Raw genomic sequence first — 25,560 nt, forward strand, 5'->3', positions numbered from 1 at the left:
TATCCATTCCCAAATAATGAATCTCATTGACCTTGGATGGTTTTATGACGAAGCGAACGAAATTAAAAGAACATCTTCATACTTTAGAAGAAATTGGCCACATCATGACGGCCATGAAAAATCTTTCTTTAATTGAACTAGGCAAAATCACCCAATGTCTTGCCCTGCAGGACAACGTCATTAAAACCATTCGTGAGGTAAGCCATGATTTTTTAAGTTTTTATCCCATGCCCCCCATGAATCAACAAGAGAATCCCCCATTAGTTTCTATTCTTATTGGCTCAGAACGAGGCTTTTGTGGCTCTTTTAATGATAATGTGCTTCATCAACTAGACGCCCTCAAAGAGCAACATTCTGAATCAGAGCCAGCACTCGTTCTTGTAGGGCATAAACTGGCATTAAAAATGCCTAATGACCCTCGTGTCATGGCAACAATCGATGGACCCAATGCCATTGAAGAAATCCCGGCCGTGATTTCAAACGTGTTACACACGTTAGAAAAAGCCTTATTACAAAAAAATAAAACCTGGCATTCTTGGCAATGGACTATCCTCTTCAATGAGGAAGAGCACAATCAAATTCAAGTAAAAACCTGGCAGCCCTTTAAAGAATTGGACACAAGTCTTACGCATCATTTTTCTGTGCCACCCATTTTGAATGCATCCAAAGACCAGTTTTTCGCTGACTTGATGGAGCATTATTTACTTGCCATGTGCTATTCGATTTTTTATCAATCGTTTTTTGCGGAAAATCATCAACGACTTGTTCATTTAAACCAGGCATTAGATCGCTTAGAAAATAAAAAAAGTGCATTAAACAATCGTCTTAATTTACTGCGCCAAGAAGAAATTACGGAAGAAATTCAGAATATTTTGCAAAGTGCCCAAGCGATTATTGGTCATGAGCTCCCTTAGAAAATACTATAACATACTGATTTGGCTGAATTTCTAATCCATGGAATAACTTACTGCACGAATTCCTAGTCATTCCCTTTTGAGTTATTGGAAATTTGTTACAGAATATGGGATAAACTAATAGGAGGCGGGAAAACAAATAATCTCAGCTTAAAATACAAAAAGGTCTTTGAGTGAATAAGAAAGGCACTCGTGTTGACTATCCCACTTAAAACCATGTCATGAATCGATATTTTAAGTGCGCTTTGGAGGGAAAGGATGCAGCTTCAATACATTAAAAAGTTTATCCTGCTTAGATGGGTTCAAACAGTATCCATTTCCTTCCTGTTGACGATGGCTCCTGCCTCCTTTGCTCAAACCACAGCACAAGACCATGCCGCACATCATCAAGGAGAAAAAGAGAAAGAAGGCGAGGGAATGGGTGGCATGATGAAAAACATAGGCACTCCCTCTAAGGAACTGTACCCTTCTTTAATGAATTTACCCACATTATCCCCTGAAAAGCGCCTTGCAATTCAACAAATGGCCCATCAACGCATCACATCCGGCATTGCGCTCATGAAAGGTGGGCTTAACGAGCTTTTGTCCGCAGCCAATAAGAACAATTACGCTAAAATGCAGGAGGCCTTAGAGAAATTACGGGAAGGAATAGCACAATATGAGAGTGCACTGGCCGCACTTCGCGCACTTTCTGAAGGAAAAAATCCTCGCGACATTGCATTGCAGTGGTTTAAACGTGAAATGAATCTTCTTCCAAGTCCTCCTCAATCTGAGAATATCTTAGGCGGTCCTTTTTTTCATTTAACGATTATCGCGCTATTTGCTCTGTTTTTTTTGATTATGATTTGGATGTATTTTTTCAAAATGAGAAGAGCGGCTGCTTTGCTCGATCGCTTAACCCAACAAAATGCGGCTGTTTCTTTGGATGCCACACCCCAATCTTCAAAAACACCTGAACCAACCCCATCCTTATCAGCAGAGTCCCTTAAGTCCTCTCAAGTGTCTAAGTTGCCATCAGAGATTGCTCCAACTACCCCTCCTACCTGTCCCGCCCATAAATGCCCAGTTCCACAATTTCCAGTCATGCGTTCGCTCACCGAACCGGAAGAGAAGTGGGAAGGAACACTTCGTGTTTGTCGTATCTTTCAAGAAGCACCAGGAATCAAAACGTATCATTTGGCATCCACCCATGAGGTGGCTTTACCATTTACCTATTATCCTGGCCAGTTCATTACGCTTACTGCATTAATTAATGGCAAAACGGTAAGGCGCAGTTATACCATGGCGTCCACCCCAACCCAATTGCATTATTGTGCCATTACGGTCAAGCGAGAAGAGCAAGGCTTGTTTTCTCGTTACTTGCATGACGAAATTAAGGAAGGGGATTTACTGGATGTGATGGGACCTAATGGTAAATTTACTTTTACTGGGGAAGAGGCAAAGAGCATCGTAATGATTTGTGGCGGGGTGGGTATTACCCCAATGATGAGCATCATCCGCTATCTCACCGATATTGGATGGCACAACGACATTTATTTGCTGTACTGTTGTCGCACGACGAGTGAGTTTATCTTTCGCGAAGAATTAGAGCAACTTCAAGAAAGATACCTGAATCTCCATGTGTACGCGTCAATGCTGCGTTCAGAGGGAGCCGTTTGGATGGGGTTACAAGGCCTGTTTACCAAGAACATCATCAGCCATCTTGTCCCTGATATTGCCTCTCATCGTATCCACGTTTGCGGTCCTCCTGCGATGATGGAAGCAATCCTTGCTAGCTTAAAAGAGCTTAACGTGCCTGCTGATTTGATTTTAACGGAAGCGTTTGGACCAGAAAAAAAACCAGAAATAGCCCAGGAAGACTTCATCAAAGCCGATACCCGTTCGATGGTTTCTTTTCGGAAATCTGAAAAAATGGTTCCGATTCTGCCAGACCGCACCCTTCTTGAAATCGCGGAAGCCAATGGTGTTACTATTGATAATGCATGTCGAACTGGGCAATGCGGGTTATGCAAAGTAAAATTGCTGTCAGGAGAGGTGACCATGGCTTGTGAAGATGCTCTTTCAACGGAAGACAAACAACAGGGGCTTATCTTAGCCTGTCAGGCCAAAGCGACCAAAAATATTGAGGTGGATGCTTAATGAATGCGCAAGGACGTCTGATGGTTTTGGGCTTAATCCTGTTCATGCTTATCACATGGCTGGGCTTTGCAGTCCATACGTCTTCTCGTTTTTCCGGGAGTTTTTGGGGTGGTGTTTTTGGCGTGAGTGGCTCGATATTGATGCTGATTCCACTACTTTATCTCTTCATTAAGCGCATTTCCTTTTTGAAGAATTGGGTCACACGGTATGTCTCCATGAATACCCTATTGTCATGGCATATTTACACCGGCATTATTGGCTCTATCTTGATCTTGATTCATACAGGGCATAAATTTAATAGCGCTTTAGGTATTGCTTTGACTGCTATGACGCTTATTGTCACGCTCAGTGGTTTTATTGGCCGTTATCTCATGGGCTTTATGGCTCATGAAATCGATGAAAAAAAGACAATCTTGATGGGATTACAAAAGCAATACCAAATCGTGGCTCAAGAATTACAAGCAAGCGCACCCTCCAAGCAAAACATCGGGAAATTACACCTGATGACCGCTCGCTTTCTTTCCTGGTTGCTTGAAGACACCGCATTGGATGGTCATTTAATCAAGTCAGCAGAGGTACGCGCTTTGTGCTTGGCGGATGCCATCTCTGAGCTGGAATATGCCATTCGTTTTCACGAGCACTTCAAGCGCCTGTTTCAAAAATGGTTAGCATGTCACATTATTACAGCACTGATATTGTATGTTCTGCTGGGTTTGCACGTGTGGTCTGGAATTTATTTTGGATTAAGGTGGTTTCAATGAAGCTTCGCTGGGCTACATTCTCTGCCCTTACCGTGATAGCGACCCTGTCTTTTGTGGCCTATTACCTGTCTTATCATGGAGACGAGGTGAGCAGTTTGACGAACTTGGCCGAGTGGCAAAGAATGGCAAGCCCTGGGGAGCTTTCCAAGGCCCACTCTTTTTTAAGTCACAACTGCACTGCGTGTCATACCCCAGTGAAAGGAGTTGAGGCAGTGAATTGTATTGCCTGCCATGCCAACAACGAATCTCTTTTAAAACGCCAACCGACCTCATTTCATGCCAACATAGGCAGTTGTGTCGAGTGTCATAGAGAGCATCAAGGCAGCAAGGCACGCATAACTCAGATGGATCATAATGCTTTGGTTTCATTAGGGCTGCAGCAACTCCATTCCTTTTCCAATGCGAATGATGAGGAAGAACGGTTGATTATTGAGCAGGTTACGCGCTTTTTAGAGCAGAATGAATCCAATAAATCCACATTACTGGTCAACCCCCACTTATCACCTCAAGAACAGACTTTACGCTGTGCCTCGTGTCATCAAAACAAGGACAAGCACTTTAAGTTATTTGGCGATGATTGTTCTGCTTGTCATGAAACGGCTCATTGGAGCATTCCTGAATTTACACACCCATCTCCTCGTTCAAGGGATTGTGCTCAATGCCATCAAGCCCCACCAAGCCATTATATGGGGCATTTTCATATGATCTCAAAAGTGGTTGCTGGCAAGCCACATGCTCGTGTTGATCAATGTTTCCTTTGTCACCAAACCACCTTGTGGACTGATATTAGAGGCGTTGGATTTTATAAGCATCATTGAGGGAATGTTTAGGCCCAGGCGCTAATGCATTTCATGGCAGGGAGTAGCTTCTCAAGAGGAGAAGCATGCGACTTTTATCGTATTCCACTCAAATCCTATTAGGTTTTAGTAATTTTCAGCTTGCTCGGCTAAAACCCTAATACGCAAAAAAAGAACGGAGCTAGATCAAGTAATGATTATTAATTATTCAGGTTGATATAACTAACTCAATACGGGATAATCTATCTAAATTATTTAATTATTTGGAGCTAAAGTGAGCAGTTCGACAAAAGAAATATTAGATTTAATGGCAACGGATTACAGCCTTTACTCCCGGAAACACCATGAGAAACAACCATCACAAGAAGAGGAAGAGGAACTGTGCAGTAAATTTATGACATTAATTCCAGAGAAAGAATTAGCAAAAATAATTGCCAGTGGCCATAGGTTTCTTTCTCTAGAAAAAACACGTGTTGAAATACAGGCACATCAAAATAAACTTTCTAAAGCAGGCATAGAAAAAAGTAAAAACAAGGTATCACCAACAGAAGTAACCCTTACTTATAAAATTAAATCTACCCCGGAATTTTCTCAATTTTTTAATGCTCCGTGGGTGCAAAAATCGAAAAAACCAGATTCAGAGTTACAATCCATCACTACCACCGAAAATTCTGAAACGATTGAACTTAATTGTAGTTTAAAATTTAAATCTTAGAATGCGCAGGAATTAGGAGCCATGACTTGAGCAGAAGAGACTTGAGATTCAAATAGGATAATTCTCCTTATAGGCTTAGATTTAAAAAAGTTTAGGGATAAAGGCAGGAGTTTTCTGTGCGTAGTGCCGATACTCCTCTCCAAACTCTTTAAGAGTCTCCTCTTCTTCTTTATGCGCCAGTTTCACATACATGATGATTAGGATAGGAAACATCACTAAGGTCAGAATGGTTGGCCATTGTAGTAAAAAACCAATCATCACCAGAATAAACCCATCGTATTGCGGATGGCGAATTTTGGCATACAATCCACTTGTTGCGAGTTGATGGTTCTTTTGAGCGCGATACAGAGTTCCCCAGGCTGATGCAATCACCCAAAGACCACCGATAATGAAGACAAAACTTAAGATATGAAAGACATCAAAATGGGGATCTCCTTTCAAACCAAGCAGGGTATGGAGTAAATGCCCGCTGTCATGGCCGTACAAATCAATCCCAGGGTAATATTTAGAAAGCCATCCTGACAGTAAATAAATGGTTAAAGGAAAACCATACATTTCAGTAAAATAGGCCACCACAAAAGCAGAGAAAGCCCCAAAAGTGCGCCAATTTCTCCCCGCCTTAAACGTTGTGGTAAAACTGTAAGCAAACAAAATAAAAATGGCCGAATTGACAAGGACCAACAGCCACAAACCATAGGCATAAGAAGAATGTTCCATTTCGATTAATCCTTATTCTCAGAAGAATTGTTGTTCTCATCCTCCGATTTGTGGTGATGGCCCTTTCCATGTCCACCGTGTCTCCCGTGCATGAAAAGATGCATCAATGGACAGAGCAAGACTAACAGCACAAAAGGTGAAGCCCCCAGAAAGCTCGCTATGTGCGCACCATGCTCGATAATCAAATAATAGCCAATAATCCCAATAATGAGGATGGCAGTCAAGCCAGAAGGAGAACTCCAAAAGTGCTTCTCTTTTTGCGGCTTGGGTGGCTTTGGGGGATGCCCAAATGCAGGTGACATGATGTGCACTCCTTTGACTCATTAATCTTTAATAGTATAGTCCATCCATAGAGATGGATTGCGCCAGTAACGTATCAATTCGCAAGTGATTCGATAACAAATTGATTCATAATTGATCAATTAAGAATTGCCTTAGACTATACTTATAGTGATAACTATTGGACTAACTTAGAGTGATTTAGTATAACGCAATCACATCCTTTATAAGGAGCACATATGTGGACTCCTAACCTGTTGAAGCTGTTTGTTGCCGTCACGGCATTGATAGGCTCAACAGTGGTAGCTGCCTATGACACATCAATTAAAAATGATTCTCACTTAGGTTCGATGATATTGGCTGCCAATCCCCATCACGCGCCTCACTGGACACCTCATGGTGGACACGGCTGGTGGCATTGGAATGGGCATAGATGGCATTGGATTCAATACCACAAGGGATACCACCATAATTGGCATCAAAATTGGCATCACGGCGGACAAGGTGGTCACGGCGGTGGGCATTAGGAGTATGGGAACTCATTCCCAAATCTTGATGTGTGAGTAAGGGCATTAACCTTTTGTTAAGAAGGTTTTTTGTGCCAAATATTTGGAAAATGAGGCAGAAACGGGACAAATGCGAGCTAGAGCCGCATTTCCAAATATTGCTTTTTTTATTAGCCCAAATCACAGCCTCATCAATAGCATTAATAGAATGCTCCATTTTTGTAATTGTGCTACGTAGGTGACTTATTTGCTGGTTATTTAGTTCGCTCATTTTGCAGATTCCATAGGTCGAATTAGCGCACCAAATACCCATTTACCTTCTTTTTTCTCAGCATAAATGGTGTGTTCAGCAGACAGCGTTCCATCAGCAGCATGCCGAATAGAAAAGGCTAAGGGTTTACCGAGCAGTGTAGGTTTTTCCGTCTTTATGAACCTGGAAAAACCAATATCATGGGCTGTATAAAATTCTTCTGGGATAATGGTAAATAGAGGCTTGCCTAACGTATACGTTTTGAAATCGCTCATTAATTTGAGTTATTATTCCTTCTTCATCTATTGAAATAGCGGGAATATCTTCTTGAGCAATCATTTCTGAAATAAAGTATAACTAGCCACAGAAAAAATTGAAGCACTTAAATATCTTGTTCGAGATAATAAAAATCAATTAAGCCATTTAAATACCTTAAGCAATTTATTGCAACAGCGGATTAATTATTTTAAGCAGATTATTACCACCTATCAAAAACAAGAGGAAGAAGTAGCCGAAAATATGATGGCAAGTGACAAGGGACTTTAGTTCGCAAATCAGGTACGCACCTTAGCCATCACTATGCAAAATGGCGAATTTATTTTACTCAATTGAAAGCGACATTAATTTTATATTTTTACAATTAATACTTTTATTCGTAATCAAAGTAAGTAATAGTCTTATATGGGTATGATAAAAGCACGCTAAAATAAAAGGAATTATAGATATGAAAATTGTTTATTTAATAATTAGCTTTATGATTCTTCTTTTGAATTCGGGCTGTGGAGGATTACGTCAAGTAAATGCAGATGCGAAAAATGTTAACTTGTATTTTTCCTATCCTACAGGGACTTGCCGTTTCTTAGGGATTATTAAAAACCCAAATGTACATGAAGTTATGGATATCCGCTCCTCTTTAAAAGATCTAGAAAAAGATGATAATAATTTTTTAAAAAATGAAGGCGCGAAGTTAGGAGCAAATGTTATCGTTCTTGTAACCCATACACCAAGGGAATTTCATAAGAGATATGTAAGGGGATCAAAAAACTTAACAACTATTAATATCCATTCCGTAATAGCTAATGCATATTATTGTCCCTATGTGAAAATTGACCAATTACAACAAAGAAATTTAGAAATTAAGCAAACTCCATTATTTGAAAATGATGACCTGCAGATAAATTATTAAAAAATCCAGGATCCTCGGTTAAATTACAGAACTTGGGGGTAATTTAACCCAGTATTGTCAGATAAATTGTCACCATCCTAAAGGCATGAGGAAGGATTTTCTTGAGAAGAGAAAGCAACAAGGTCATTGATAGGTGATAATGTTCCTCATTGATGGATTAATATCATGAAGGTGACTATTTATTCCTATGAATTCATAAAATAATTCCAATGTATGTTCGGCTTTTTAAAAAAGAACAGCGACTCCTAACGTGATTGTATCTTGAGTGGTAGCCTCTCCCTGGCTTCGAAGAATCCGCTTAAGAGCCCCATACTCTACATCATGTTCGTACTCTGTATAAATATTAAGCCCTGGCTTAAGACGATAATAAGGTCTAAGGATATAACGCATTTGGTTTAAGCCATTGCCAATCTCATTTTTGACTACGGTATGAGTGGCCAAAATGCTGCGCATTCCTGTGAGGAAGAAGAAGTTATTGGTCAACTGGGTAGCCCGCGCTAACTGAATGTCAAACTTCACACTGCCATCACGGTAATAGGTTCTAATGTTGGTATCAATATACCAAGGCATCAACCCTTCAATACCAATACCGGGTTGCCAATAAGGACCTCCCGGGCGATAAAAATAATTGACCCCACCCTTAATGGCCCAAAACTGACTGATCAAATGCCAATAGAACACATCGATGTCGGCGTTTTCAACGGTTCCTTTATAAATTTCAGCATCCTCAGTATACAGCTGGAGTTTATTGTAATCGGTGCCATAGAGACCTCTAAACGTCATTTCCTGAGCATTATGAAAGGGATCTTCACCGAGTTCAATATAGCTTGCTCGATAAAAGCCTTGATGATGCCCTGCGGGGTGTTTGATGAGTGAAGCATCCAGTGGCATGACCTCGTCTTCTCTTACGATAGGTCGATTGATGTAGGCTTGTTGATAGGCATAATCCTCTGGTTTTAAAGTGCCATTGGCAATCTCGATGATGGTGGTGTATTGAAATACCCGAGCCATACCCGCCGTCATGTGCAAAAGATGATGGCAATGGAAAAACCATTGGCCGCTGGCCTCGGTATCAAAATCGGCAACGGCAGTAGCTCCTGGAGCTACCTCAATGGTATGCAATAAGGGATCATAAGCCCCATGACCATTGCGTAAAATAAACCAATGACCGTGAATATGCATGGGGTGACGCATCATCGAATTGTTGGTAAAAATAATCCGATAACGCTTTCCTGGTTCAATCAAAATCGGTTTAGCCCTGTATTCTGGTAGACCATTAATAAACCAAATATAACGGTCCATGTAACCAAACAATTCCATTTTAATAATCCCATCGACCGCTTTATTCGGATTATTGGTTTTCACTGCTGCTTTTAACTCTTGGTATTTGGTTCCCAAGGTGGTGGCCTTTGCCGAATCAGGCGGCTCTATCTTATCGCCTATGATGGTCGGCTCAATAGGCATCTGCATATTCATGGAATCATTCATCGACATGCCATGCTCCATAGGCCTATCAGTCTTCATGTTCCTATTCATAGACATGTCATTAGCAGAGTTAGACGTCTTACTCTGACTCATTGCGCCATGATTCATGCCCGGCATAGCCATACTCTTGTTCATTGAGGTCGACGAGGAGTCAGATTTCATTTGAGCAGAGTCAGACGTCTTACTCTGGCCCATTGCGCTATGATTCATGCCCGGCATGGCCATGCTCTTATTCATCGAGGTCGAAGAGGAGTCAGATTTCATTTGAGCAGAGTTAGACGTTTTACTCTGACTCATTGCGCCATGATTCATGCCCGACATATCCATGCTCTTGTTCATCAAGGTCGATGAAGATTTGGATTTCATTGAGGATGAGGTGTGGGCGGAATGATTGGATGCATTGTCCATTTTCTTTTGGACAGTCATGGAGGACATGGAGTGCTTAGCGCTTTGCGAACCCATTGTTTGAGAGTGCGAAGGCATGGTCATGGAGGGTTTCATTGCCGTTGATGATTTATTTTTATTCATCACGCCGTGCAGTTGGTTTCCATCCGTCGCCCCGCCATTCATAGACATCATCATGTTGGCCATCATCTCTCTTGTGACAGGAAGTGGCTCAGGGAAAGGAGTCACTTGCTGAGTGTTGACGACTTGATTAGGGGAAGTCACCAAGGCCCCATAGGCTTTACCCAGCGTGTCAATCGACTCAGCATAAATTACGTAAGGCTTGCTTTTTTGAATTTTAACCAGGATATCATAGGTTTCACCCGGTGCAATCCAAAAATCCTCTATGGGATAAGGCCTCACATCATTTCCTTGAATGTGCACCATCTCCACTTTGGCATCAGGAATTTTAACGCGATAGATGGTGCTTGCTCCTGCACCAATGAAGCGTAGCCGCACGATATCCCCTACCTTTACAGGAGCGGTCCAAGGATGAGATTTGGGCTGGCCATTTAATAAATACGCATCGTAAGCCACGTCACTTAAGTCATAGATACTCATACGCATTTGTTGCATCATTTTATAATCGGCGATTAATTTTTTACGCTCTTCGAGTGAGGCTTTGCGATAATCATGAAGAAACTTCATGAGTGAGGGTTGGAGGGGAAATCGAGGACCGTAATAATCGCCGTCTTTTTTTAAATTCGCAAGCACTTGTTCAGCAGGCGTGTTGCTCCAATCGGATAACACCACCACATAATCTTTGGTGTAGTGGTAGTTTGGAGGATTGGGTGGGTCAATAATAAAAGTCCCATACAACCCTTCTTGTTCTTGAACCTTGGCATGGGCGTGATACCAATAGGTTCCCCTTTGGTAAAGCTTAAAGCGATAATGGAACACGCCTCTTGGGGGAATTGGTTTTTGACTCACCCCGTCCACCCCGTCCATTTGCCAAGGAACAAGAAGACCATGCCAATGAATGGACGTTCCCTCATCCAAATGGTTATACACATTAATAGTCACCTCATCCCCTTCTTTAAAATGTAACGTAGGGGCTGGAATTTGCCCATTGACGGCAATGGCGCGCCTGGGTTTGCCTGCAAAATTCACCGTTTTATAAGCAACCACCAAATTAACTGTATGCTTTGCGCCACCGGTCATGGTGAGAGGAGTCACTGTTTTAACAGGTTGTTTTTTAGTAGGCTGTTGTTCTGTTTTGTTTTTCACAGATTTGGGTTGAGACTGTGTAGTCTTAGGAGAAGTCTGTGTTGGAGTTGAAACACCATGTTGCTCATGCTGGGCAAACAGAGCAGAAGAACCAAGCAGTAAAAAGGAAAAAATAAAGAAAGAGTTCCTGATTGAGCAGCGCAAGTCCTTTTGTACCATGTTTGTATCCTTCCATAAAAATCGTATTAATGCGGTGATATTGTCTTTTCTGCTTTGGCAGTCAGAACACCATACCCATACCGGTAGACTAATTCCGCTCCATACCAAGCCGTCGTGAGCAATAGCACTTGGGCAAGGAACAATGCCATTAAGAAGGGAAGCGTCGGTTTTTGGTGTCTAATATAACGCCAAATCACCCAGAAAGCCATAAGTAAAAGGACACTCGTACTAGCTAGTGCCCAGTTGCGGTGAATCACTTTGACGGCATGTACCATAACACCATGTTTCACCGTATAAAAGGCATAAAACCCGGCGGACACCGTGGTCATCGTGCTCAATGCGGCCAGCCATAAACACCAACGAGCCACTATGTCCAATTCGACAATCAAGGGCTTGGTGTCCCAATGAGTATATGAGGCTAAATAGCTTACAGTATAAAGAATCACCGAAACAGTGAATAAGGCCACGGTAAAATGAACAAAAATGGGATGCCAATTGGGGATAATTTCTATCATGGTCGATGCGTTCCTTATTCCAGTTTAGGGAACCATCCCATTCCCTCGTTTCTTCTTATAAAAAAATAGCCAAATGGCTATTAGGTTAACCCCTGTTAATTTCTTATTTTGTCAATTGAATTGTTATCCGTTATGCTAAAGGTCAGAGATGGAAATAGCAACAATAAAGCGGGTTGTTTTTAGTCGTTGGCAAGGACAAAAACAATCATTTTGAAGGAATGGTTATGAACGCTAAGGATTGTTTTGCAGCGAATGAATACGAAGAACAAGCTAGAGAAACTATCCCTCTTTTTGATGAGAAAAAGTGTCATAAAACCAAGAAATTAGAGAGTGAGGTGGACCTTGACGAAGAGTTTGATGTCATACGCTCCATGAATTAACTTCCTTGCCTGTTAATCGGGATCCTTATAGAGCGCTTCAAACCAATTTGCCATCACGTCATTACGCATGATTCGGGCGGATTCCAACGAATCCCTCATCATCTGTGCAAAACCATGCTCTATTTTTTTAAAACAATTGTTCTCTGTGGTTCTGCGGCGATTGGCTTGAATGGGTGGGCCTAACAGTTCGATTGCTTTCATCAGCGGATTCAGTTTTTCAGAAAACACATAGTGACTTAAGCGCATGGGATGAGTTTTCTCAAGCCACCAGGATAAGAAAGGATTACTTAAGCCTTGCACAAAAGATTGCATTGTTTTTTGATAAATTGAGTCATTGGCTTCGGATGTTTGGCGAACCTTGTCAAACGGTTGCGTGGCGCTCGTTGTGCACAGTTGTGTGAGGTCACGCTCTTCAAAACGCACATGGTATTGCTCTTTACTGCAATCGGGATCACCCGTTGGGTTAATAATCATCATTTCATAAAGCCCTGGCTGTAATTGTTCAATGGCATCACCATGCTCTAAAATGGCACGATGGTGCAAACGAACGACTTTGGCTGAGACAAAAATCCCTAAATGCCCAACGGAGGGGTGAAGAAGATAGACCACTCTCTGTTTTGCTTCCTTCAAGGCTTGTGTCGTAGGATAAATCGTTCTTATCCAATGCAAAGCCTGCCTCGGTGGGGTAATTTGATCGCCTTGGGAAGCAAAAAGAACAATGGGACTGCGAATGCGTTTCAAATCGTAAACGCATCCTTTATGAATTGGCATTTCACCACGCTCCAATTGATTGCCAATAAAAAGATTAATCACCGTGGCCATTATCTCTTCTTGACTAAATTGGTAAAAGCCATTCCACCAGCGTTCAAACTCTAAAAATCGCTCCCGCTCCCCATCGATTTCATCAAATAAACCATAATACTTATCCCAAATCGCTGTGGTGGGATTGAGTAACTCAAAATTAGAGACCAACCAGGCCCCATCCAATACCCCTTCTTTTAAATCCGATAGAAAGCGAGCACTCCAGGCACCACCCAAGAGTCCCCCTAATAATTGCATGGGATTGGCTTCGTCTTCGCTGTTGGACCAATAAGAAACCGGTGAGCCATTCATGACCGTCAAGCCAACCGATCCCACACAATCAGAAGCCAATAAAGCCAGCATCCAACCCGCTTGACAATTACCATAAAGAATAGGCGATTTGCCTTCATGCCAAGTTTGGACTTTTTTGACAAAGGACCGCAGGGTGGCCAAGACGTCGGCCAGCGTTTGATGCGGAACAGGGTTAGGATAAAAAATAACAAAGTACACGGGATGGCCACTATGAAGTGCAATGCCTACTTCAGAGTCCCGTTTAAAACCACCAATCCCTGGCCCATGGCCTGATCGGGGATCGATAATAATAACCGGATGAGCCTGCGGATCAAAACACGCTTCAAAACACACATCGCCAACCTCAAGAATTTTAACTAAGGCATAATTGGTTTTAGGCTCCAATAATTTCCCATCCAGGACTAATTCGTATTTAAAATTAAGCAGTGGGGGCAACCCTTGTTGTTCGTGCTCCATCATGTTATTGGCACGTTCACGTAAGGTATCCCAAAACAAAATAGAACGTTGCCAACAATCCAGTTGGTAAGAAAAAAAATCATGCCCAATTTGATAAGGCGAGTCCGTGTTGTCCTTGTCCATGCGTCACCACCATCCTAAATCTCAATCTCTTTATCTATTGTGGACTAGGGATAAGATTTTTACAAAAATTTTCTCTCCATCGGATGACTGATATTGACAAGACCCAATGAAGACAACGACTGCTCAAGGAAGTAATTAAAGGGAATTAACTAATAAAAAAATCAAGTCTTAACCGTTTGTTGTTGCGCAGTAGATAATCTATTATGGCACTAAATCATTCGATTAAGAAAAATCTCATGAAAAAGATAAATTTCCTATTGTATTTATTAACCATGCTCGCCATATCCTTTGTCATCATGGGTCATGAAACCACTGAAGCCACAGACACTAAAAACCAAACGAAACACATGTATCGCGGCTCCTCGATTACTCTTGAAGAGTTAGCCAAAGTTGCGGATTTATCCTCGGCACGGGATCAAAAAGGAAACCCCGTGACCCTAGAAGAAGAAAACTATCAGGTTGGCTCTTTTACAAAAGGCACAGTGACTATCATTCCCAAAAGTGGGGAAGCGGACGATGTCATTACCTTGGATTTAAAACCCAATTAATGCATAAAAATCTGACCTTGCTTAATAGGAGCTGAAAATCCACTATTCGCTTTGTAAGTCATGATGTCTGTGCCCCTGATATGGCCATTTGCGTCTGCAGTCTCCTTACTTAAGGCGACAGTAATCGACAATAAACCACGAACAACACCCTACACCATGACTCATTCCTTGATTAATTAGGGGCATCTGAAGGATACAAAGCACGCAGCTGCGTCAACACTTTTTGTAGTTTTTGCCAGTTTGCTTGTGTTCCTTCTTTATCATTGCTATCTCCTGTTTTATCAAGACGAGTAGCCAATTGACTGACATAGCTCAAATTTTGTTGCAATGTTTTTTTCTGTTCCTCTGATAAATCCTCGCTTAAAGCGGGTAAGGCTTTGACTAAATCACGAATGGCAAACGCATGTTGGTGTATGGAATTTAAATCATCACCAGCCAACACTTGATTGATGGAGGCCGCATGCTTATCTATTGCCTCCCAAATGGCTGGAATGGTTTTAGGAATGGATTCAGTCGGCTCTTCAGTCGCGCTAGCAAACACATGGGAATACCCACAAAAAATCAAAAGACTGGTTAAGAAACCTAACCATACATGCTTTCTTTGTTTCGAAGTAGTGCGCTTCATTTTTTTTCTCCTTGCTCAGTTTTATTCAATCTTCGCTTTTCCCGCCATCCTTCCATAGCATTATACACTGTGGGCACAACCAACATATTTAAAAAGGTGGAGGTCAATAATCCTCCCAATAACACTTGCGCCAAAGGTCGCTCAAGCTCCTTTCCAGCAGGAGATCCCCACAACAGAGGAATTAAGCCAAGCGCAGCTGTTGCTGCCGTCATGAGCACAGGAACCAGGCGGTCAAGAGTCCCTTGAATAACCACCTGTTCCCGCGATTGTCCTTGGGCACGTAATTGATTGTAGTGACTCACTAAAATAATCCCATTACGTGCCGCAATTCCAAATAAGGTGATAAAACCAATCATGGCCGCGACACTCATGTCACCACTGGCAAGATACAAAGAAATCACGCCACCAATCAAAGCCAGTGGCAAGTTGAACATCACGAGCAGTGCTTCACGGAACGTGCCAAAGGCTTTGTGAAGCAGAATCAACATAATGAAAATAGCAAGCCCACCAAACACAATAATTACGCGTGAGGCTTGTTGTTGACTTTCAAATTGACCACCATATTGAATAAAATAACCGCTCGGTAGGGTAACCTTTTCCTTAACCCGTTGTTGCACTTCTTGAATCACACTACCTAAATCCCTCTCTTGCACATTAAAGGCAATCACTAAGACGCGCTGCACGTTTTCGCGATTAATCGCAAAAGGCTGAGGCTCTAAGCGAATATCAGCCACAGCACGCAAAGGAATTTTGGTTTCCTGATTTGCCACTCCATGAGCATCAATGAGCATGTTTTGAATGGCTTTAATGCTGTCTCGCCCTGTTTCATTCATACGCAAATACAAATCGAACGTTCGCTGGCCTTCGAGAATACTCGATACCGTCATTCCATTGAGAAGAACTTGCACGTCCTCAGAAATTTGCCCTACATTAACCCCATAACGAGCCGCTTTCTCTCGGTCAATGGTAATGATTAACTGAGGCACATTGATTTGCTGCTCTTTGTTAACATCCACTATTCCTGGAATGGTTTTCAAAATCGCTTCGACCGACTGACCCAGTTCGTTAAGGGTAGCAAGATTATCGCCAAAGAGCTTTACCGCCACTTGCGCTCTGACGCCTGATAGCACCTCATCCATGCGATGAGCGATAAATTGCCCTACATTAAACAGTGCTCCTGGGATATTTGCTAGATCCGCGCGAATGCGTTGCAACAACTCATCCGGAGACATGGTTTTGTTTTTGTCAAAATTCAAGCGCACATCAAACTCACTAACATTAGGTGGTAATGCGTCTTCATCCAATTCACTGCGTCCTGCCCGTTGGGCAATGGAGATGACTTGCGGGTACTTCAGCAAAGTTTTACTGACTTGATTGCCTAATCGCATGGACTCATCCAATGAAGTTCCAGGCAACGTGCTCATCACAATAATAAAATTACCCTCATGAAATTCAGGTAAGAACGAAGTCCCAAAAAAAGGAAGCAAGGCCAAGGCGAAAAGAAAGGCACCGATTGCCATGGCCACGACTGTTTTACAATGGGCCAGAGACCAATTTAACCCAGTTAAAAAATGTTTTTTTAACCAAATCACAAAACGAGTTTCCGCTTGAGCGTGTTGGGCCGCTTCTTCTTCCGTCAAATGATAACGTTCCTCTTGAGATAAAGCATGCATCACTACTTTAGTATCCTGCTGTTTTTCCGTTTTTCGTACTAAAAGAAGATAACAAAGGGCTGGCACCATAGTAATAGAGACCACAAGAGAACCTAATACTGAGGCGATATAAGCAATCGCTAAAGGGCTAAAAATTCGCTCAGGAATACCTGACAAAAAGAAAATAGGCAAAAACACCAAGCTAATAATAATGGTCGCATAGACCACTGAACTTCTAATTTCCAAAACCGCATCAAAAACAATTTCAATGGCGGGTAGAGGTTTTTTGGCCAACCGATTCAGTCTTAGTCGATGTACTACATTTTCAACTGTGATAATACCATCGTCCACTACCTCACCAATAGCAATTGCCATCCCTCCTAACGTCATAGAGTTAATGCCAAAACCAAAATAGTGAAGTACTAGAATACCCACAATAAAAGAAACCGGCATGGAGAGAAAGGTAATGAAGGAAGCTCGCCAGTTCATTAAAAAGAGAAACAATATAGCAATCACAATGATGCCCCCTTCAATAAGGGCTTTGGTCAAATTGTGAATGGCTGATTCAATGAAATTGGCTTGACGAAACACATCGGTGATTAACTCAACACCCGCTGGCAAAGATTTTTTGATATCGGCTAAAGCGTGTTCCACTTTCTGAGTCGTGGTTACCGTATCGGCACCGAAGATTTTAGAAACGGTACCAATGACCGCGTTTTCTGCATTATAAGCCCCATCCCCTCGTTTGATTTCACCACCAAAAGCGACAGTGGCTACGTTGTTAATGGTGATGGGTACTCCATTACGAACCACAATGAGTGTTTTTTTAATGTCTTCCAGCGTCTTAATACGCCCAATGGTGCTCACAACGAATTCAGTACCTGCCTGATGAACAAAAGCACCAGGCACGTTTTGATTTCCTGTCGCTAACGCTTGGCGCACTTCTTCAACCGTGATGCCATAGGCCAGCATACGCTTAGGTTCAAGCTGGACCTGATATTGCTTCACTTCCCCACCTAGAGACACCACGGAAGCGACGCCACCAAGAGCCAAAAGGCGCGGACGGATGGTCCAGTCTGAAAGTGTACGTAATGTTTCAGGGCTTGCAGTTCGACTAATAAGCGCATATTTAAGTAGCCACCCCACTGCCGAGGTGACCGGCAACATCACTGGTGACGAGACACCTGGAGGAAGACGGTTTATTACTTGTTGAATCCGTTCATTAACCAATTGGCGATTGCGATAGATATCCGTTTTATCATCAAATACCACAGTAATCGTCGATAATCCGACGGAGGTTTTTGAACGGACACTGGCCACACCTGGCGTTCCATTGATGGCACTTTCTAAGGGATAGGTCACCAAAGTTTCCACATCTTGGGTGGCCATACCAGGCGCTTGGGTTTGTACCACCACTTGTGGTGGAGCAAATTCAGGAAAAACATCCACGGGCATTTGTTTTAAGGTATAGCCACCCAGTAAGCAAAGGATAATCGTTAACGCCAAAATCAAAGGGCGATTATGTAAAGACCAGGCAATTAATCGCGTAAACATTTAATGATGCTCCTCTTGGCCTGACTGCGGTTTACTGCCCCCAGTGAGCCATAGTGTATAAAGTTCGCGATTGCCTTGAGTCACAACGAGGTCGCCAGGCACCAAGCCGTCTGTAATCTCTGAGTAGTCATCGTCTACTGCACCTACTTTAACGTCCACTCGTTCATACTCATCCCCATTTTGCACAAAAACGAATTGCTCATTATCCGCCTGTAAAAGGGCGGTATTAGGCACCGCAAGTGCCGCTTCATTATGAGCTAAAATGACATTGGCACGAACAAACATGCCCGGTTTGAGTAGTTCTTTCTCATTATTCAAAGTAATTCGCAGGTTCACTGTGCGAGTTAACGGGTCAAGATTGGGTTCAATTAAAGTGACTTTGCCTGGAAAAACCAGCTTTGGGTAACTCAACGCATGAATATTGACTTCCTGTCCTACCTTAACCTTGCCTAAATCTTCTTCATAAACCTGGGCAATGACTAACAGTTTATCGCGGTTGCTGATGTGAAAAAGAACCGTATTCGGTTCAACAGCTTGACCTAAATTGATATTCCTGGCATCAATGATGCCTGCAATGGGGGCTATGACCGCCACACTCGGCGGGGGATTACCCACTAATCGTGATTGCACGGTAGCCAAGCGTTGTCCTGTCTTGACACCATCGCCTAAATTCACATCAATGGCCGTCACGCTCCCACTAATCCGAATACTGACATCCGCCTGCGCATCGGGTAAGAGTTGAATTTGGCCATTCAAACCAAGCATTTGCGCCATGGGACGATTGGTTGCTTTTGCGACTTTGATTTCGAGCATTTTGGTTTGTTGGGGTGTCAAATGCACAGGACCTTTGGCTCCTCCTTCACTCACTTCGATTTCTTCTCCATGGGCAAACACTCCCTGAGCATGGATGAGGAGACCAAGAAAAACACTGGCGAGTAAAATTGCTCTAATTCGCTGTTGTAATGCCATCATCATAACCATTCCTTTGATAAGCTAAGTAAGGACAAAATCCTTGTGTGTGGCCAGGGCCAATGGCCGTACATAAAGCCACATACACTTGTAAATACTTTTCTAAAGTCGTGAGATAAGTCATTTGCAAATCATTTTGTTGTTTTTGCACTTGCAACACATTCAAAAGCGAAATTTGTCCATTTTCATAAGAGTCACGCGCCAGTTTCACGCTTTCAACGCCTATTTTAAGAGATACGCTTTGCGTTTCTCTAAGGCTCATCCTAAGTGCTTTCAATTGGGCATAGTTACTCGCTATTTCTGTTTCAATGCTTAAATTCAAGGCGCGTAACGCCATCATCGCCTGAGTTCCCGTGCGACTTGCCTCTAAAATTCGTCCCTGATTCTGATTTAAAAGAGGAAGTGGAACAGAAAGCGTAACGCCCAAAGTGCGATCGGCTGGTTGGGGTGGTCCCTCTTCCACCACAATTTTATCTTGTTGGACACCAAGCCCTACTGTCCAATCAGCAAAGCGCTCCGCTTTTGCCAAGTGGCGATCGGCAATGGCGCGGTTAATTGATAGAGCAATGGATTGGCGGTCAGGACGATTATTAAGTGCTAACGTTTTTAGCGCAGGTAATTCAGGAAAATTTTGCCCTGTATTTAGGTCAGCCTTAAGAGATAAAGGAGAATTCGCATCTCGGCCCATCAATTGGTTCAGTGTGGCCATTTGACTAATGCGAAGGCTATGTAATAAATGCTTTTCTTGAACAATGCGCAGATACTCAATGCGCGCTGCATTCTCATCCAACTTTGAAATTTCAGCGGCATGATAACGATTATGGATGACGTTCACTAATTCTTTGTTGATTCTTAATAAATAATTCAATTGTTGCAGGCGACGCTCCGTAATCACCGCGGCATAAAATGCATTCGCCACTTTGGCACTGAGTTGACGCTCGGCCTCCCTAATTTCGGCGATGGCTTTCATGACATCGAGGCGTGCGACTGTCTTTTGTTTTGCAATACGTCCAGAAATAGGGAATGCTTGACTAAAACCAGCACTGCGCGAATACTCTCCTTCATCATTAAATAAGCGATCGTCGTTATTTGAGAGATTAACGCTTGGATTGGGCCAAAGACCGGCTTGGATCAATCGGGCCTTTGCAATAGCTACATTATAACGAGCCGCTTTTAAATCCTTGTTATTCGCCAGAGCAATTTGGGTTATTCCCTGAAGGGTCAATGTCTTTCCTGCTATTGCCGAATAGGAACACAACAGGAGGAGCACTATCCAACAAGAACACTGCCAAGCACGATAATGTTTCATGACCAGGAAGACTCAAAATGATTATTAATTCGTCTTACAGCGATAGGCACGGCCCACCATCCCATGATCCGCCACAAAATCATTTTTGGGATTGCCTTCGTAAGTTTGCTGATGTTTGGTAATCCTAAGTGTATTCGCTCCTAAAAGCGCTGCTTTGTTTCTTAGGATATTGAGTTCATCCTTAATCAAATGCTCATGGGATTGATAAGATTGACTCATCCCATTGCGATCGTAGGCTCTGACCTCACCTAAAAAAGTGCAATTCTTTGTAGGCTTTCCTGACTGTACAATGGTTACTTTTTCGCCTTCAGGAGTTAACTTAGCATTATAAGAACAACCAACAAGGACTGCCGGAACCATTAATAGGAGAGTGCGTTTCTTTAGAAAATGTGTCATTAATCAATACCTTTTTTGTTATTCTATCCTTTCAGTATCTCTTATCCAATGTGATTAAACAAGGCATGACATCAAGAAGAAAAAAGGGACTCTTTAGAGTCAATGAACCGTTATTGAGAGACTGGTTTTTGTTAACTTTTTACTTCTTATTGGGTAATTTGATTTCTACTAAAGTGTATCGCATTATTTTTTGTTGCCAGCATTGGGCTATAGACACACACTGAACCATTGATTTTTCTTTGCTTCGCTGCATAACAGGCCAAATCAGCTTCTTTAATCACGGTATTTACTGAAGCCGAGTGGTGATTCATCTGGGTAATACCAATGGAGCAACCCAGATTAAGCTCAGATAGAGTACCTTCTTTGAATGATTTTCTAGTCACCGTGATAAGATTTTCAGCAATCTTTTTTGCCTCATCCATGGAGGTGTTCTCCATCAAAACAATAAATTCGTCTCCACCATAACGAGCTACTAAATCATCCCTTCGTAAGCGCTGCCTTAGGAGTCCACCAAACATTTGTAACGTGGTGTCACCTACCTCATGACCATAGCGATCATTGACAGTCTTAAATCGGTCCATATCAATAAAAAGAACAATAACAGAGCCTGCATTCATCTTGATTTGTTGAAACCGTGTGTTTAAAATCTCAAAAAGATACTCCCGATTATTGCAGCCAGTCAGTGAATCATAGGTTGCATGATGCCGTAATATTTCATAGCGATTTTTAAAATCATCCATCAACTCCATTTTTTGAATGGTCTTGGTCATAAGACGGCAAGACAAATAGACATAGGTAGCACCTAATAAAAACACACTGGCATAAAAATAGTTAAGACAGTGCGGATCGACCAATAGACCGTAAAAAATGCTGGCCGAATAACTAAGAATAAAAGCGCCGATAAAAGCAAGATAACCTAACCATTGCATACGATAATGACTTGTTTGTTGAAGTAATCTATTGACTAAATAAGCACCACTGATGAGAAAGACAATACCAAGCACGATCATCACAACTGGGAACACCATGATTTTGCCTTAAAAAATAGTTTAACCAATTATTTTTAGTATAGATTTGATTTTTTCTTTTTGCTAAAGCTATTAATTATTTTTAATTTGGCTGGGGAACTTATCTCTTTATTTGACAGGAAAAATTAATGATTCATTGAAAAAATCGACGTTGATGAAATAATATTAGCATTAAAGGCAACGATAAAAAACTGGACTCAATGAAGCATTTGTGACTGCATTTAATCAATTGAAGCAAAAAAAATAGAACAAGAGTTGTTATGATAGCTACACATATCTTCCTTAAATCTATATAAATAATACAGTTTTTTTCAGAGGAAATGTTATGAGTTGTAAATGTCAACAAGCTACTACGGTTACTGACAAAAAAGTACTGTTCATTGCGCTGGCCTTAAATTTCATCATGTTTGTGGTAGGTTTAATTGCTGGGATTATCGCTGAGTCAACAGGACTGATTGCAGATTCACTCGACATGCTTGCTGACGCATCGGCTTATGCATTAGGTCTTCTGGCGGTAGGTCGTGGCATGCGGTTTAAAACAACCACTGCGGCACTCAGTGGAAGCGTATTATTAATATTGGGCATTGGTGTGCTGTTTGATGTTGGGCGAAGAGTCATTTGGGGTAGCTCTCCAATCAGTACCATCATAATCACTATTGCTTGTCTTTCCTTAGTGGTCAACGGCATTGTTTTGTATTTGCTTCGTCGATTTCGCGATGGTGAAATCCATTTACGTGCTACATGGATTTTTACTCGAGCTGATGTTGTTGCCAATCTTGGTGTCATCTTATCAGGGAGTTTAATCGCATTAACAAAAACTAGATATCCAGATCTAGTTGTAGGAATTGCCATCTCCTTGTATGTCATAAAAGAAGCCCTTGAAATTCTTGGTGAAACTCATAAAAATAACCGTGAAAATAAATCGCCTTGATTTTTGAGCATACCAGCGAAAGATTAAAAATTTCTGCTGGATATTATCCATCTAGCGACCAAACAGTATAACCACTACTAAGACTATATGTCGTACTCAAACAAACTCGAATAACTCCCATTATCATAATTGCAAAATATGCCATTAGGTATCGCCTATTTCATAGTTTTAATCCTCGTAATCGAAGGGCATTAACAATAACTGAAACAGAAGAAAGCGCCATAGCAAGTGCGGCGATGATTGGGCTTAATAGTAATCCTGTGAATGGATACAAGATTCCCGCAGCCAAAGGGACACCCAATATGTTATAAATAAAAGCAAAGAAGAGATTCTGGCGTATATTACTCATAGTCCCTTCTGATAAACGACGAGCCTTGGCAATACCACGCAAATCACCATGCAATAATGTAATACCAGCACTCTCAATAGCCACATCAGTCCCTGTTCCCATGGCAATACCAATATCAGCTCGTGCCAGTGCCGGTGCGTCATTCACCCCATCTCCTGCCATTGCAACAGTGAGTCCTTTATCCTTTAATTCACTTATAATACGGCTTTTATCCTCAGGCATGATTTCAGCCACTACCTTTTTTATGCCAAGTGTACCTGCCACAGCTTCTGCTGTTTTTTTACTATCCCCTGTCAGCATGTAAATTTCAATGCCACTTTGTTGAAGTAAGTGGATGGTTTCAGGGGTTGTTGATTTAATTGGATCTTCCACTACCAAAAGGGCTACTGTTTTATCATCGATAGCCATAAACATCACAGAGGCACCTTTGCCACGGAGCTCATCTGCTTTTGTAAAAAGAGAAGTATTATCGTTCCCATGCTCTTGCATTAATTTGATATTACCAATGGCAACACGATGACCATTTACTTTACCTACTACTCCTTTCCCAGTTGGGGCGTCAAAATTTTGGACTGGTTCAAGAGCCAACTGTTTTTCCTTTGCAGCCCTCACGATGGCTTTGGCAAGCGGATGTTCGCTTTGATGTTCAAGTGATGCCGCTAGCGCTAATGCCTCTTCCTCATTTAAGCCTTGATCAGTTACAATCTGCGTCAATTTGGGGTGCCCTTCAGTGAGTGTTCCTGTTTTATCTACAACAAGCGTGTTCACCTTTTCCATTCGCTCAAGCGCTTCCGCGTTTTTAATCAATACACCACTCTGAGCACCTTTCCCTACTCCTACCATGATAGACATCGGAGTTGCCAAGCCTAGGGCACAGGGACAAGCGATGATTAATACAGATACAGCAGCAATTAAGCCATAGCTAAATGATGGTTGCGGCCCCAACAATGCCCACAAAATAAAAGAAAGCATGGCAATTAAAATCACGGCAGGCACAAACCATCCAGATACAGTATCTGCTAACCGTTGAATAGGGGCGCGGCTTCGTTGAGCATCACTCACCATCTGAACAATACGTGAAAGCATGGTGTCACTACCAACGTGAAGTGCTTTCATAACAAAACTACCCGTCTGGTTAATTGTCGCACCAATAACTTTAGCACCTGCTTCTTTAGTAACCGGAATAGGTTCTCCAGTCACCATAGATTCATCTACAAAACTTCGGCCTTCCCGTACCTCACCATCTACCGGTATCTTTTCACCAGGGCGAACGCGCAGCAAATCGCCAACATTAATCTTATCCAGAGATACTTCCTCTTCACTCTCATCTTCTTTTATACGATGCGCACTGTCAGGTGCTAATTTCAATAAAGCACGGATAGCACTGCCTGTCTGCTCTCTTGCTTTTAATTCCAGCACTTGTCCTAATAAGACAAGGGTAGTAATGACAGCTGCCGCTTCAAAATACACAGCGACCACCCCTTCTTGACTTCGAAAAGCTATAGGGAATACCCCAGGCAGTAGTACTGCCACCACACTATAAACCCATGCTACCCCAATACCCATAGCTATTAGAGTAAACATATTCAAGTGACGTGTTTTAAGAGTTTGCCAGCCACGCTGAAAAAATGGCCAACCACACCATAACACAACAGGTGTAGCAAATAGCAGTTGAATCCAGTTTGAAACACCGGCAGATATAATGTTTTTCAACAAATGTCCGCCCATCTCCAATACCACAACAGGTAAAGTAAGAATCACTGCCATCCAAAATCGGCGCCTCATATCAAGGTATTCAGGATTTATTTCACTTTCGGCGGTCACTGTTTCCGGCTCTAAGGCCATACCACAAAGAGGGCAAATCCCGGGATTAGTCTGACGTACTTCAGGATGCATGGGGCAAGTATAGATGATTGCACCCTCTGTTTTGGAGGAAGCATCGCGTGACTTCTGTACTCTATGTTCCTGATGACAACAAGCGTCCTCTTTTCCAGTATTTGTATGCTTTTGTTGATGATGGTCGTGTTTCATTG

Annotated in this window: 24 protein-coding genes; 10 read left to right on the forward strand and 14 right to left on the reverse strand. The window is 42.2% G+C overall.

The window, feature by feature from the left end:
* Positions 1 to 44 precede the first annotated feature (44 nt).
* From KYQ_RS10295 to KYQ_RS10315, 5 genes are all read left to right on the forward strand, one after another.
* Positions 45 to 914 carry a F0F1 ATP synthase subunit gamma gene (locus KYQ_RS10295; RefSeq protein ID WP_019350017.1) on the forward strand — a complete coding sequence of 290 codons (870 nt, stop codon included), beginning with the start codon at positions 45 to 47 and terminating at the stop codon, positions 912 to 914.
* Between the two features lie 258 nt (positions 915 to 1,172).
* Positions 1,173 to 3,053: a 2Fe-2S iron-sulfur cluster-binding protein gene (locus KYQ_RS10300; protein WP_019350018.1), complete on the forward strand. Its 1,881-nt coding sequence runs from the start codon at positions 1,173 to 1,175 to the stop codon at positions 3,051 to 3,053.
* Entirely contained in the window at positions 3,053 to 3,814 is a 762-nt protein-coding gene (locus tag KYQ_RS10305) for a hypothetical protein (protein WP_019350019.1), read from the forward strand. The genes KYQ_RS10300 and KYQ_RS10305 overlap by 1 nt, the downstream gene beginning before the upstream one ends.
* The gene (locus KYQ_RS10310; RefSeq protein ID WP_019350020.1) at positions 3,811 to 4,632 is read left to right on the forward strand and encodes a cytochrome c3 family protein; all 822 of its coding nucleotides are present in this window, start codon (positions 3,811 to 3,813) and stop codon (positions 4,630 to 4,632) included. Before KYQ_RS10305 ends, KYQ_RS10310 begins: the two co-directional genes overlap by 4 nt.
* Before the next feature lie 253 nt (positions 4,633 to 4,885).
* Entirely contained in the window at positions 4,886 to 5,326 is a 441-nt protein-coding gene (locus KYQ_RS10315) for a hypothetical protein (protein ID WP_019350021.1), read from the forward strand.
* An 81-nt stretch (positions 5,327 to 5,407) separates the two neighbouring features.
* Here KYQ_RS10315 and KYQ_RS10320 read toward each other — a convergent pair whose 3' ends face one another.
* The 4 genes from KYQ_RS10320 to KYQ_RS10335 all read right to left on the reverse strand — a co-directional run bounded on the left by KYQ_RS10320 (position 5,408) and on the right by KYQ_RS10335 (position 7,353).
* Entirely contained in the window at positions 5,408 to 6,043 is a 636-nt protein-coding gene (locus KYQ_RS10320; RefSeq protein WP_019350022.1) for a methyltransferase family protein, read from the reverse strand.
* Between the two features lie 5 nt (positions 6,044 to 6,048).
* The gene (locus KYQ_RS10325) at positions 6,049 to 6,345 is read right to left on the reverse strand and encodes a DUF2933 domain-containing protein (protein WP_019350023.1); all 297 of its coding nucleotides are present in this window, start codon (positions 6,343 to 6,345) and stop codon (positions 6,049 to 6,051) included.
* 301 nt (positions 6,346 to 6,646) lie between these two features.
* On the reverse strand, positions 6,647 to 7,099 hold the full coding sequence (locus KYQ_RS19140; RefSeq protein WP_019350024.1) for a hypothetical protein: 453 nt from the start codon (positions 7,097 to 7,099) through the stop codon (positions 6,647 to 6,649).
* Complete coding sequence (locus tag KYQ_RS10335) at positions 7,096 to 7,353, reverse strand: hypothetical protein (protein WP_019350025.1); 258 nt, start codon at positions 7,351 to 7,353, stop codon at positions 7,096 to 7,098. Before KYQ_RS10335 ends, KYQ_RS19140 begins: the two co-directional genes overlap by 4 nt.
* 97 nt (positions 7,354 to 7,450) lie before the next feature.
* Here KYQ_RS10335 and KYQ_RS18910 point away from each other — a divergent pair, with 97 nt between their 5' ends.
* Both KYQ_RS18910 and KYQ_RS10340 read left to right on the forward strand, forming a co-directional pair.
* Positions 7,451 to 7,624, forward strand: a complete 174-nt coding sequence (locus tag KYQ_RS18910) for a CHASE3 domain-containing protein (protein ID WP_229309632.1) — start codon at positions 7,451 to 7,453, stop codon at positions 7,622 to 7,624.
* Between the two features lie 178 nt (positions 7,625 to 7,802).
* The gene (locus KYQ_RS10340) at positions 7,803 to 8,264 is read left to right on the forward strand and encodes a DUF4156 domain-containing protein (RefSeq protein WP_019350026.1); all 462 of its coding nucleotides are present in this window, start codon (positions 7,803 to 7,805) and stop codon (positions 8,262 to 8,264) included.
* A gap of 225 nt (positions 8,265 to 8,489) precedes the next feature.
* On the opposite strand, the gene KYQ_RS10345 is transcribed toward KYQ_RS10340, so the two are convergent.
* Entirely contained in the window at positions 8,490 to 11,579 is a 3,090-nt protein-coding gene (locus KYQ_RS10345) for a multicopper oxidase domain-containing protein (RefSeq protein ID WP_019350027.1), read from the reverse strand.
* 26 nt (positions 11,580 to 11,605) lie between these two features.
* Complete coding sequence (locus tag KYQ_RS10350) at positions 11,606 to 12,094, reverse strand: DUF2231 domain-containing protein (RefSeq protein ID WP_019350028.1); 489 nt, start codon at positions 12,092 to 12,094, stop codon at positions 11,606 to 11,608.
* Between the two features lie 224 nt (positions 12,095 to 12,318).
* Between KYQ_RS10350 and KYQ_RS19145 the strand changes: the two genes are divergently transcribed.
* Positions 12,319 to 12,474, forward strand: coding sequence for a hypothetical protein (locus KYQ_RS19145; RefSeq protein ID WP_019350029.1), 156 nt, complete (start codon positions 12,319 to 12,321; stop codon positions 12,472 to 12,474).
* Between the two features lie 12 nt (positions 12,475 to 12,486).
* Here KYQ_RS19145 and KYQ_RS10360 read toward each other — a convergent pair whose 3' ends face one another.
* Positions 12,487 to 14,166: a DUF3141 domain-containing protein gene (locus KYQ_RS10360; RefSeq protein ID WP_019350030.1), complete on the reverse strand. Its 1,680-nt coding sequence runs from the start codon at positions 14,164 to 14,166 to the stop codon at positions 12,487 to 12,489.
* A gap of 236 nt (positions 14,167 to 14,402) precedes the next feature.
* On the opposite strand from KYQ_RS10360, the gene KYQ_RS10365 reads away from it, so the two are divergent.
* Positions 14,403 to 14,714: a hypothetical protein gene (locus KYQ_RS10365; RefSeq protein WP_019350031.1), complete on the forward strand. Its 312-nt coding sequence runs from the start codon at positions 14,403 to 14,405 to the stop codon at positions 14,712 to 14,714.
* A gap of 172 nt (positions 14,715 to 14,886) precedes the next feature.
* Here KYQ_RS10365 and KYQ_RS10375 read toward each other — a convergent pair whose 3' ends face one another.
* The 6 genes from KYQ_RS10375 to KYQ_RS10400 form a co-directional block, all read right to left on the reverse strand.
* A complete protein-coding gene (locus KYQ_RS10375; RefSeq protein ID WP_019350033.1) occupies positions 14,887 to 15,339 on the reverse strand; it encodes a hypothetical protein in 453 nt (150 codons plus the stop codon).
* On the reverse strand, positions 15,336 to 18,545 hold the full coding sequence (locus KYQ_RS10380) for an efflux RND transporter permease subunit (RefSeq protein ID WP_019350034.1): 3,210 nt from the start codon (positions 18,543 to 18,545) through the stop codon (positions 15,336 to 15,338). Before KYQ_RS10380 ends, KYQ_RS10375 begins: the two co-directional genes overlap by 4 nt.
* Positions 18,546 to 19,514 carry an efflux RND transporter periplasmic adaptor subunit gene (locus KYQ_RS10385; RefSeq protein ID WP_027220165.1) on the reverse strand — a complete coding sequence of 323 codons (969 nt, stop codon included), beginning with the start codon at positions 19,512 to 19,514 and terminating at the stop codon, positions 18,546 to 18,548. It abuts the gene before it with no gap.
* On the reverse strand, positions 19,492 to 20,823 hold the full coding sequence (locus tag KYQ_RS10390) for a TolC family protein (RefSeq protein WP_027220166.1): 1,332 nt from the start codon (positions 20,821 to 20,823) through the stop codon (positions 19,492 to 19,494). Before KYQ_RS10390 ends, KYQ_RS10385 begins: the two co-directional genes overlap by 23 nt.
* 24 nt (positions 20,824 to 20,847) lie before the next feature.
* Positions 20,848 to 21,219: a DUF4156 domain-containing protein gene (locus tag KYQ_RS10395; RefSeq protein ID WP_019350037.1), complete on the reverse strand. Its 372-nt coding sequence runs from the start codon at positions 21,217 to 21,219 to the stop codon at positions 20,848 to 20,850.
* Between the two features lie 146 nt (positions 21,220 to 21,365).
* Positions 21,366 to 22,247: a GGDEF domain-containing protein gene (locus tag KYQ_RS10400; RefSeq protein ID WP_019350038.1), complete on the reverse strand. Its 882-nt coding sequence runs from the start codon at positions 22,245 to 22,247 to the stop codon at positions 21,366 to 21,368.
* Positions 22,248 to 22,572: 325 nt separating this feature from the next.
* Between KYQ_RS10400 and KYQ_RS10405 the strand changes: the two genes are divergently transcribed.
* Entirely contained in the window at positions 22,573 to 23,178 is a 606-nt protein-coding gene (locus tag KYQ_RS10405) for a cation efflux transmembrane domain-containing protein (RefSeq protein WP_019350039.1), read from the forward strand.
* Between the two features lie 160 nt (positions 23,179 to 23,338).
* On the opposite strand, the gene copA is transcribed toward KYQ_RS10405, so the two are convergent.
* Positions 23,339 to 25,558, reverse strand: coding sequence for a copper-transporting P-type ATPase (gene copA, locus KYQ_RS10410; RefSeq protein WP_019350040.1), 2,220 nt, complete (start codon positions 25,556 to 25,558; stop codon positions 23,339 to 23,341).
* Positions 25,559 to 25,560: the final 2 nt, after the last annotated feature.

The sequence above is a fragment of the Fluoribacter dumoffii NY 23 genome (genome assembly GCF_000236165.1).
In the GTDB taxonomy this organism is placed as follows: Bacteria; Pseudomonadota; Gammaproteobacteria; order Legionellales; family Legionellaceae; genus Legionella; species Legionella dumoffii.

Bases quoted from the DNA above. Each gene is read 5' to 3' on its own strand.
- KYQ_RS10295 (WP_019350017.1), top strand. From the start codon at position 45: ATGACGAAGCGAACGAAATTAAAAGAACATCTTCATACTTTAGAAGAA.
- KYQ_RS10300 (WP_019350018.1), top strand. From the start codon at position 1,173: ATGCAGCTTCAATACATTAAAAAGTTTATCCTGCTTAGATGGGTTCAA.
- KYQ_RS10305 (WP_019350019.1), top strand. From the start codon at position 3,053: ATGAATGCGCAAGGACGTCTGATGGTTTTGGGCTTAATCCTGTTCATG.
- KYQ_RS10310 (WP_019350020.1), top strand. From the start codon at position 3,811: ATGAAGCTTCGCTGGGCTACATTCTCTGCCCTTACCGTGATAGCGACC.
- KYQ_RS10320 (WP_019350022.1), bottom strand. From the start codon at position 6,043: ATGGAACATTCTTCTTATGCCTATGGTTTGTGGCTGTTGGTCCTTGTC.
- KYQ_RS10325 (WP_019350023.1), bottom strand. From the start codon at position 6,345: ATGTCACCTGCATTTGGGCATCCCCCAAAGCCACCCAAGCCGCAAAAA.
- KYQ_RS19140 (WP_019350024.1), bottom strand. From the start codon at position 7,099: ATGAGCGAACTAAATAACCAGCAAATAAGTCACCTACGTAGCACAATT.
- KYQ_RS10335 (WP_019350025.1), bottom strand. From the start codon at position 7,353: ATGAGCGATTTCAAAACGTATACGTTAGGCAAGCCTCTATTTACCATT.
- KYQ_RS10340 (WP_019350026.1), top strand. From the start codon at position 7,803: ATGAAAATTGTTTATTTAATAATTAGCTTTATGATTCTTCTTTTGAAT.
- KYQ_RS10345 (WP_019350027.1), bottom strand. From the start codon at position 11,579: ATGGTACAAAAGGACTTGCGCTGCTCAATCAGGAACTCTTTCTTTATT.
- KYQ_RS10350 (WP_019350028.1), bottom strand. From the start codon at position 12,094: ATGATAGAAATTATCCCCAATTGGCATCCCATTTTTGTTCATTTTACC.
- KYQ_RS19145 (WP_019350029.1), top strand. From the start codon at position 12,319: ATGAACGCTAAGGATTGTTTTGCAGCGAATGAATACGAAGAACAAGCT.
- KYQ_RS10360 (WP_019350030.1), bottom strand. From the start codon at position 14,166: ATGGACAAGGACAACACGGACTCGCCTTATCAAATTGGGCATGATTTT.
- KYQ_RS10365 (WP_019350031.1), top strand. From the start codon at position 14,403: ATGAAAAAGATAAATTTCCTATTGTATTTATTAACCATGCTCGCCATA.
- KYQ_RS10375 (WP_019350033.1), bottom strand. From the start codon at position 15,339: ATGAAGCGCACTACTTCGAAACAAAGAAAGCATGTATGGTTAGGTTTC.
- KYQ_RS10380 (WP_019350034.1), bottom strand. From the start codon at position 18,545: ATGTTTACGCGATTAATTGCCTGGTCTTTACATAATCGCCCTTTGATT.
- KYQ_RS10385 (WP_027220165.1), bottom strand. From the start codon at position 19,514: ATGGCATTACAACAGCGAATTAGAGCAATTTTACTCGCCAGTGTTTTT.
- KYQ_RS10390 (WP_027220166.1), bottom strand. From the start codon at position 20,823: ATGAAACATTATCGTGCTTGGCAGTGTTCTTGTTGGATAGTGCTCCTC.
- KYQ_RS10395 (WP_019350037.1), bottom strand. From the start codon at position 21,219: ATGACACATTTTCTAAAGAAACGCACTCTCCTATTAATGGTTCCGGCA.
- KYQ_RS10400 (WP_019350038.1), bottom strand. From the start codon at position 22,247: ATGGTGTTCCCAGTTGTGATGATCGTGCTTGGTATTGTCTTTCTCATC.
- KYQ_RS10405 (WP_019350039.1), top strand. From the start codon at position 22,573: ATGAGTTGTAAATGTCAACAAGCTACTACGGTTACTGACAAAAAAGTA.
- copA (WP_019350040.1), bottom strand. From the start codon at position 25,558: ATGAAACACGACCATCATCAACAAAAGCATACAAATACTGGAAAAGAG.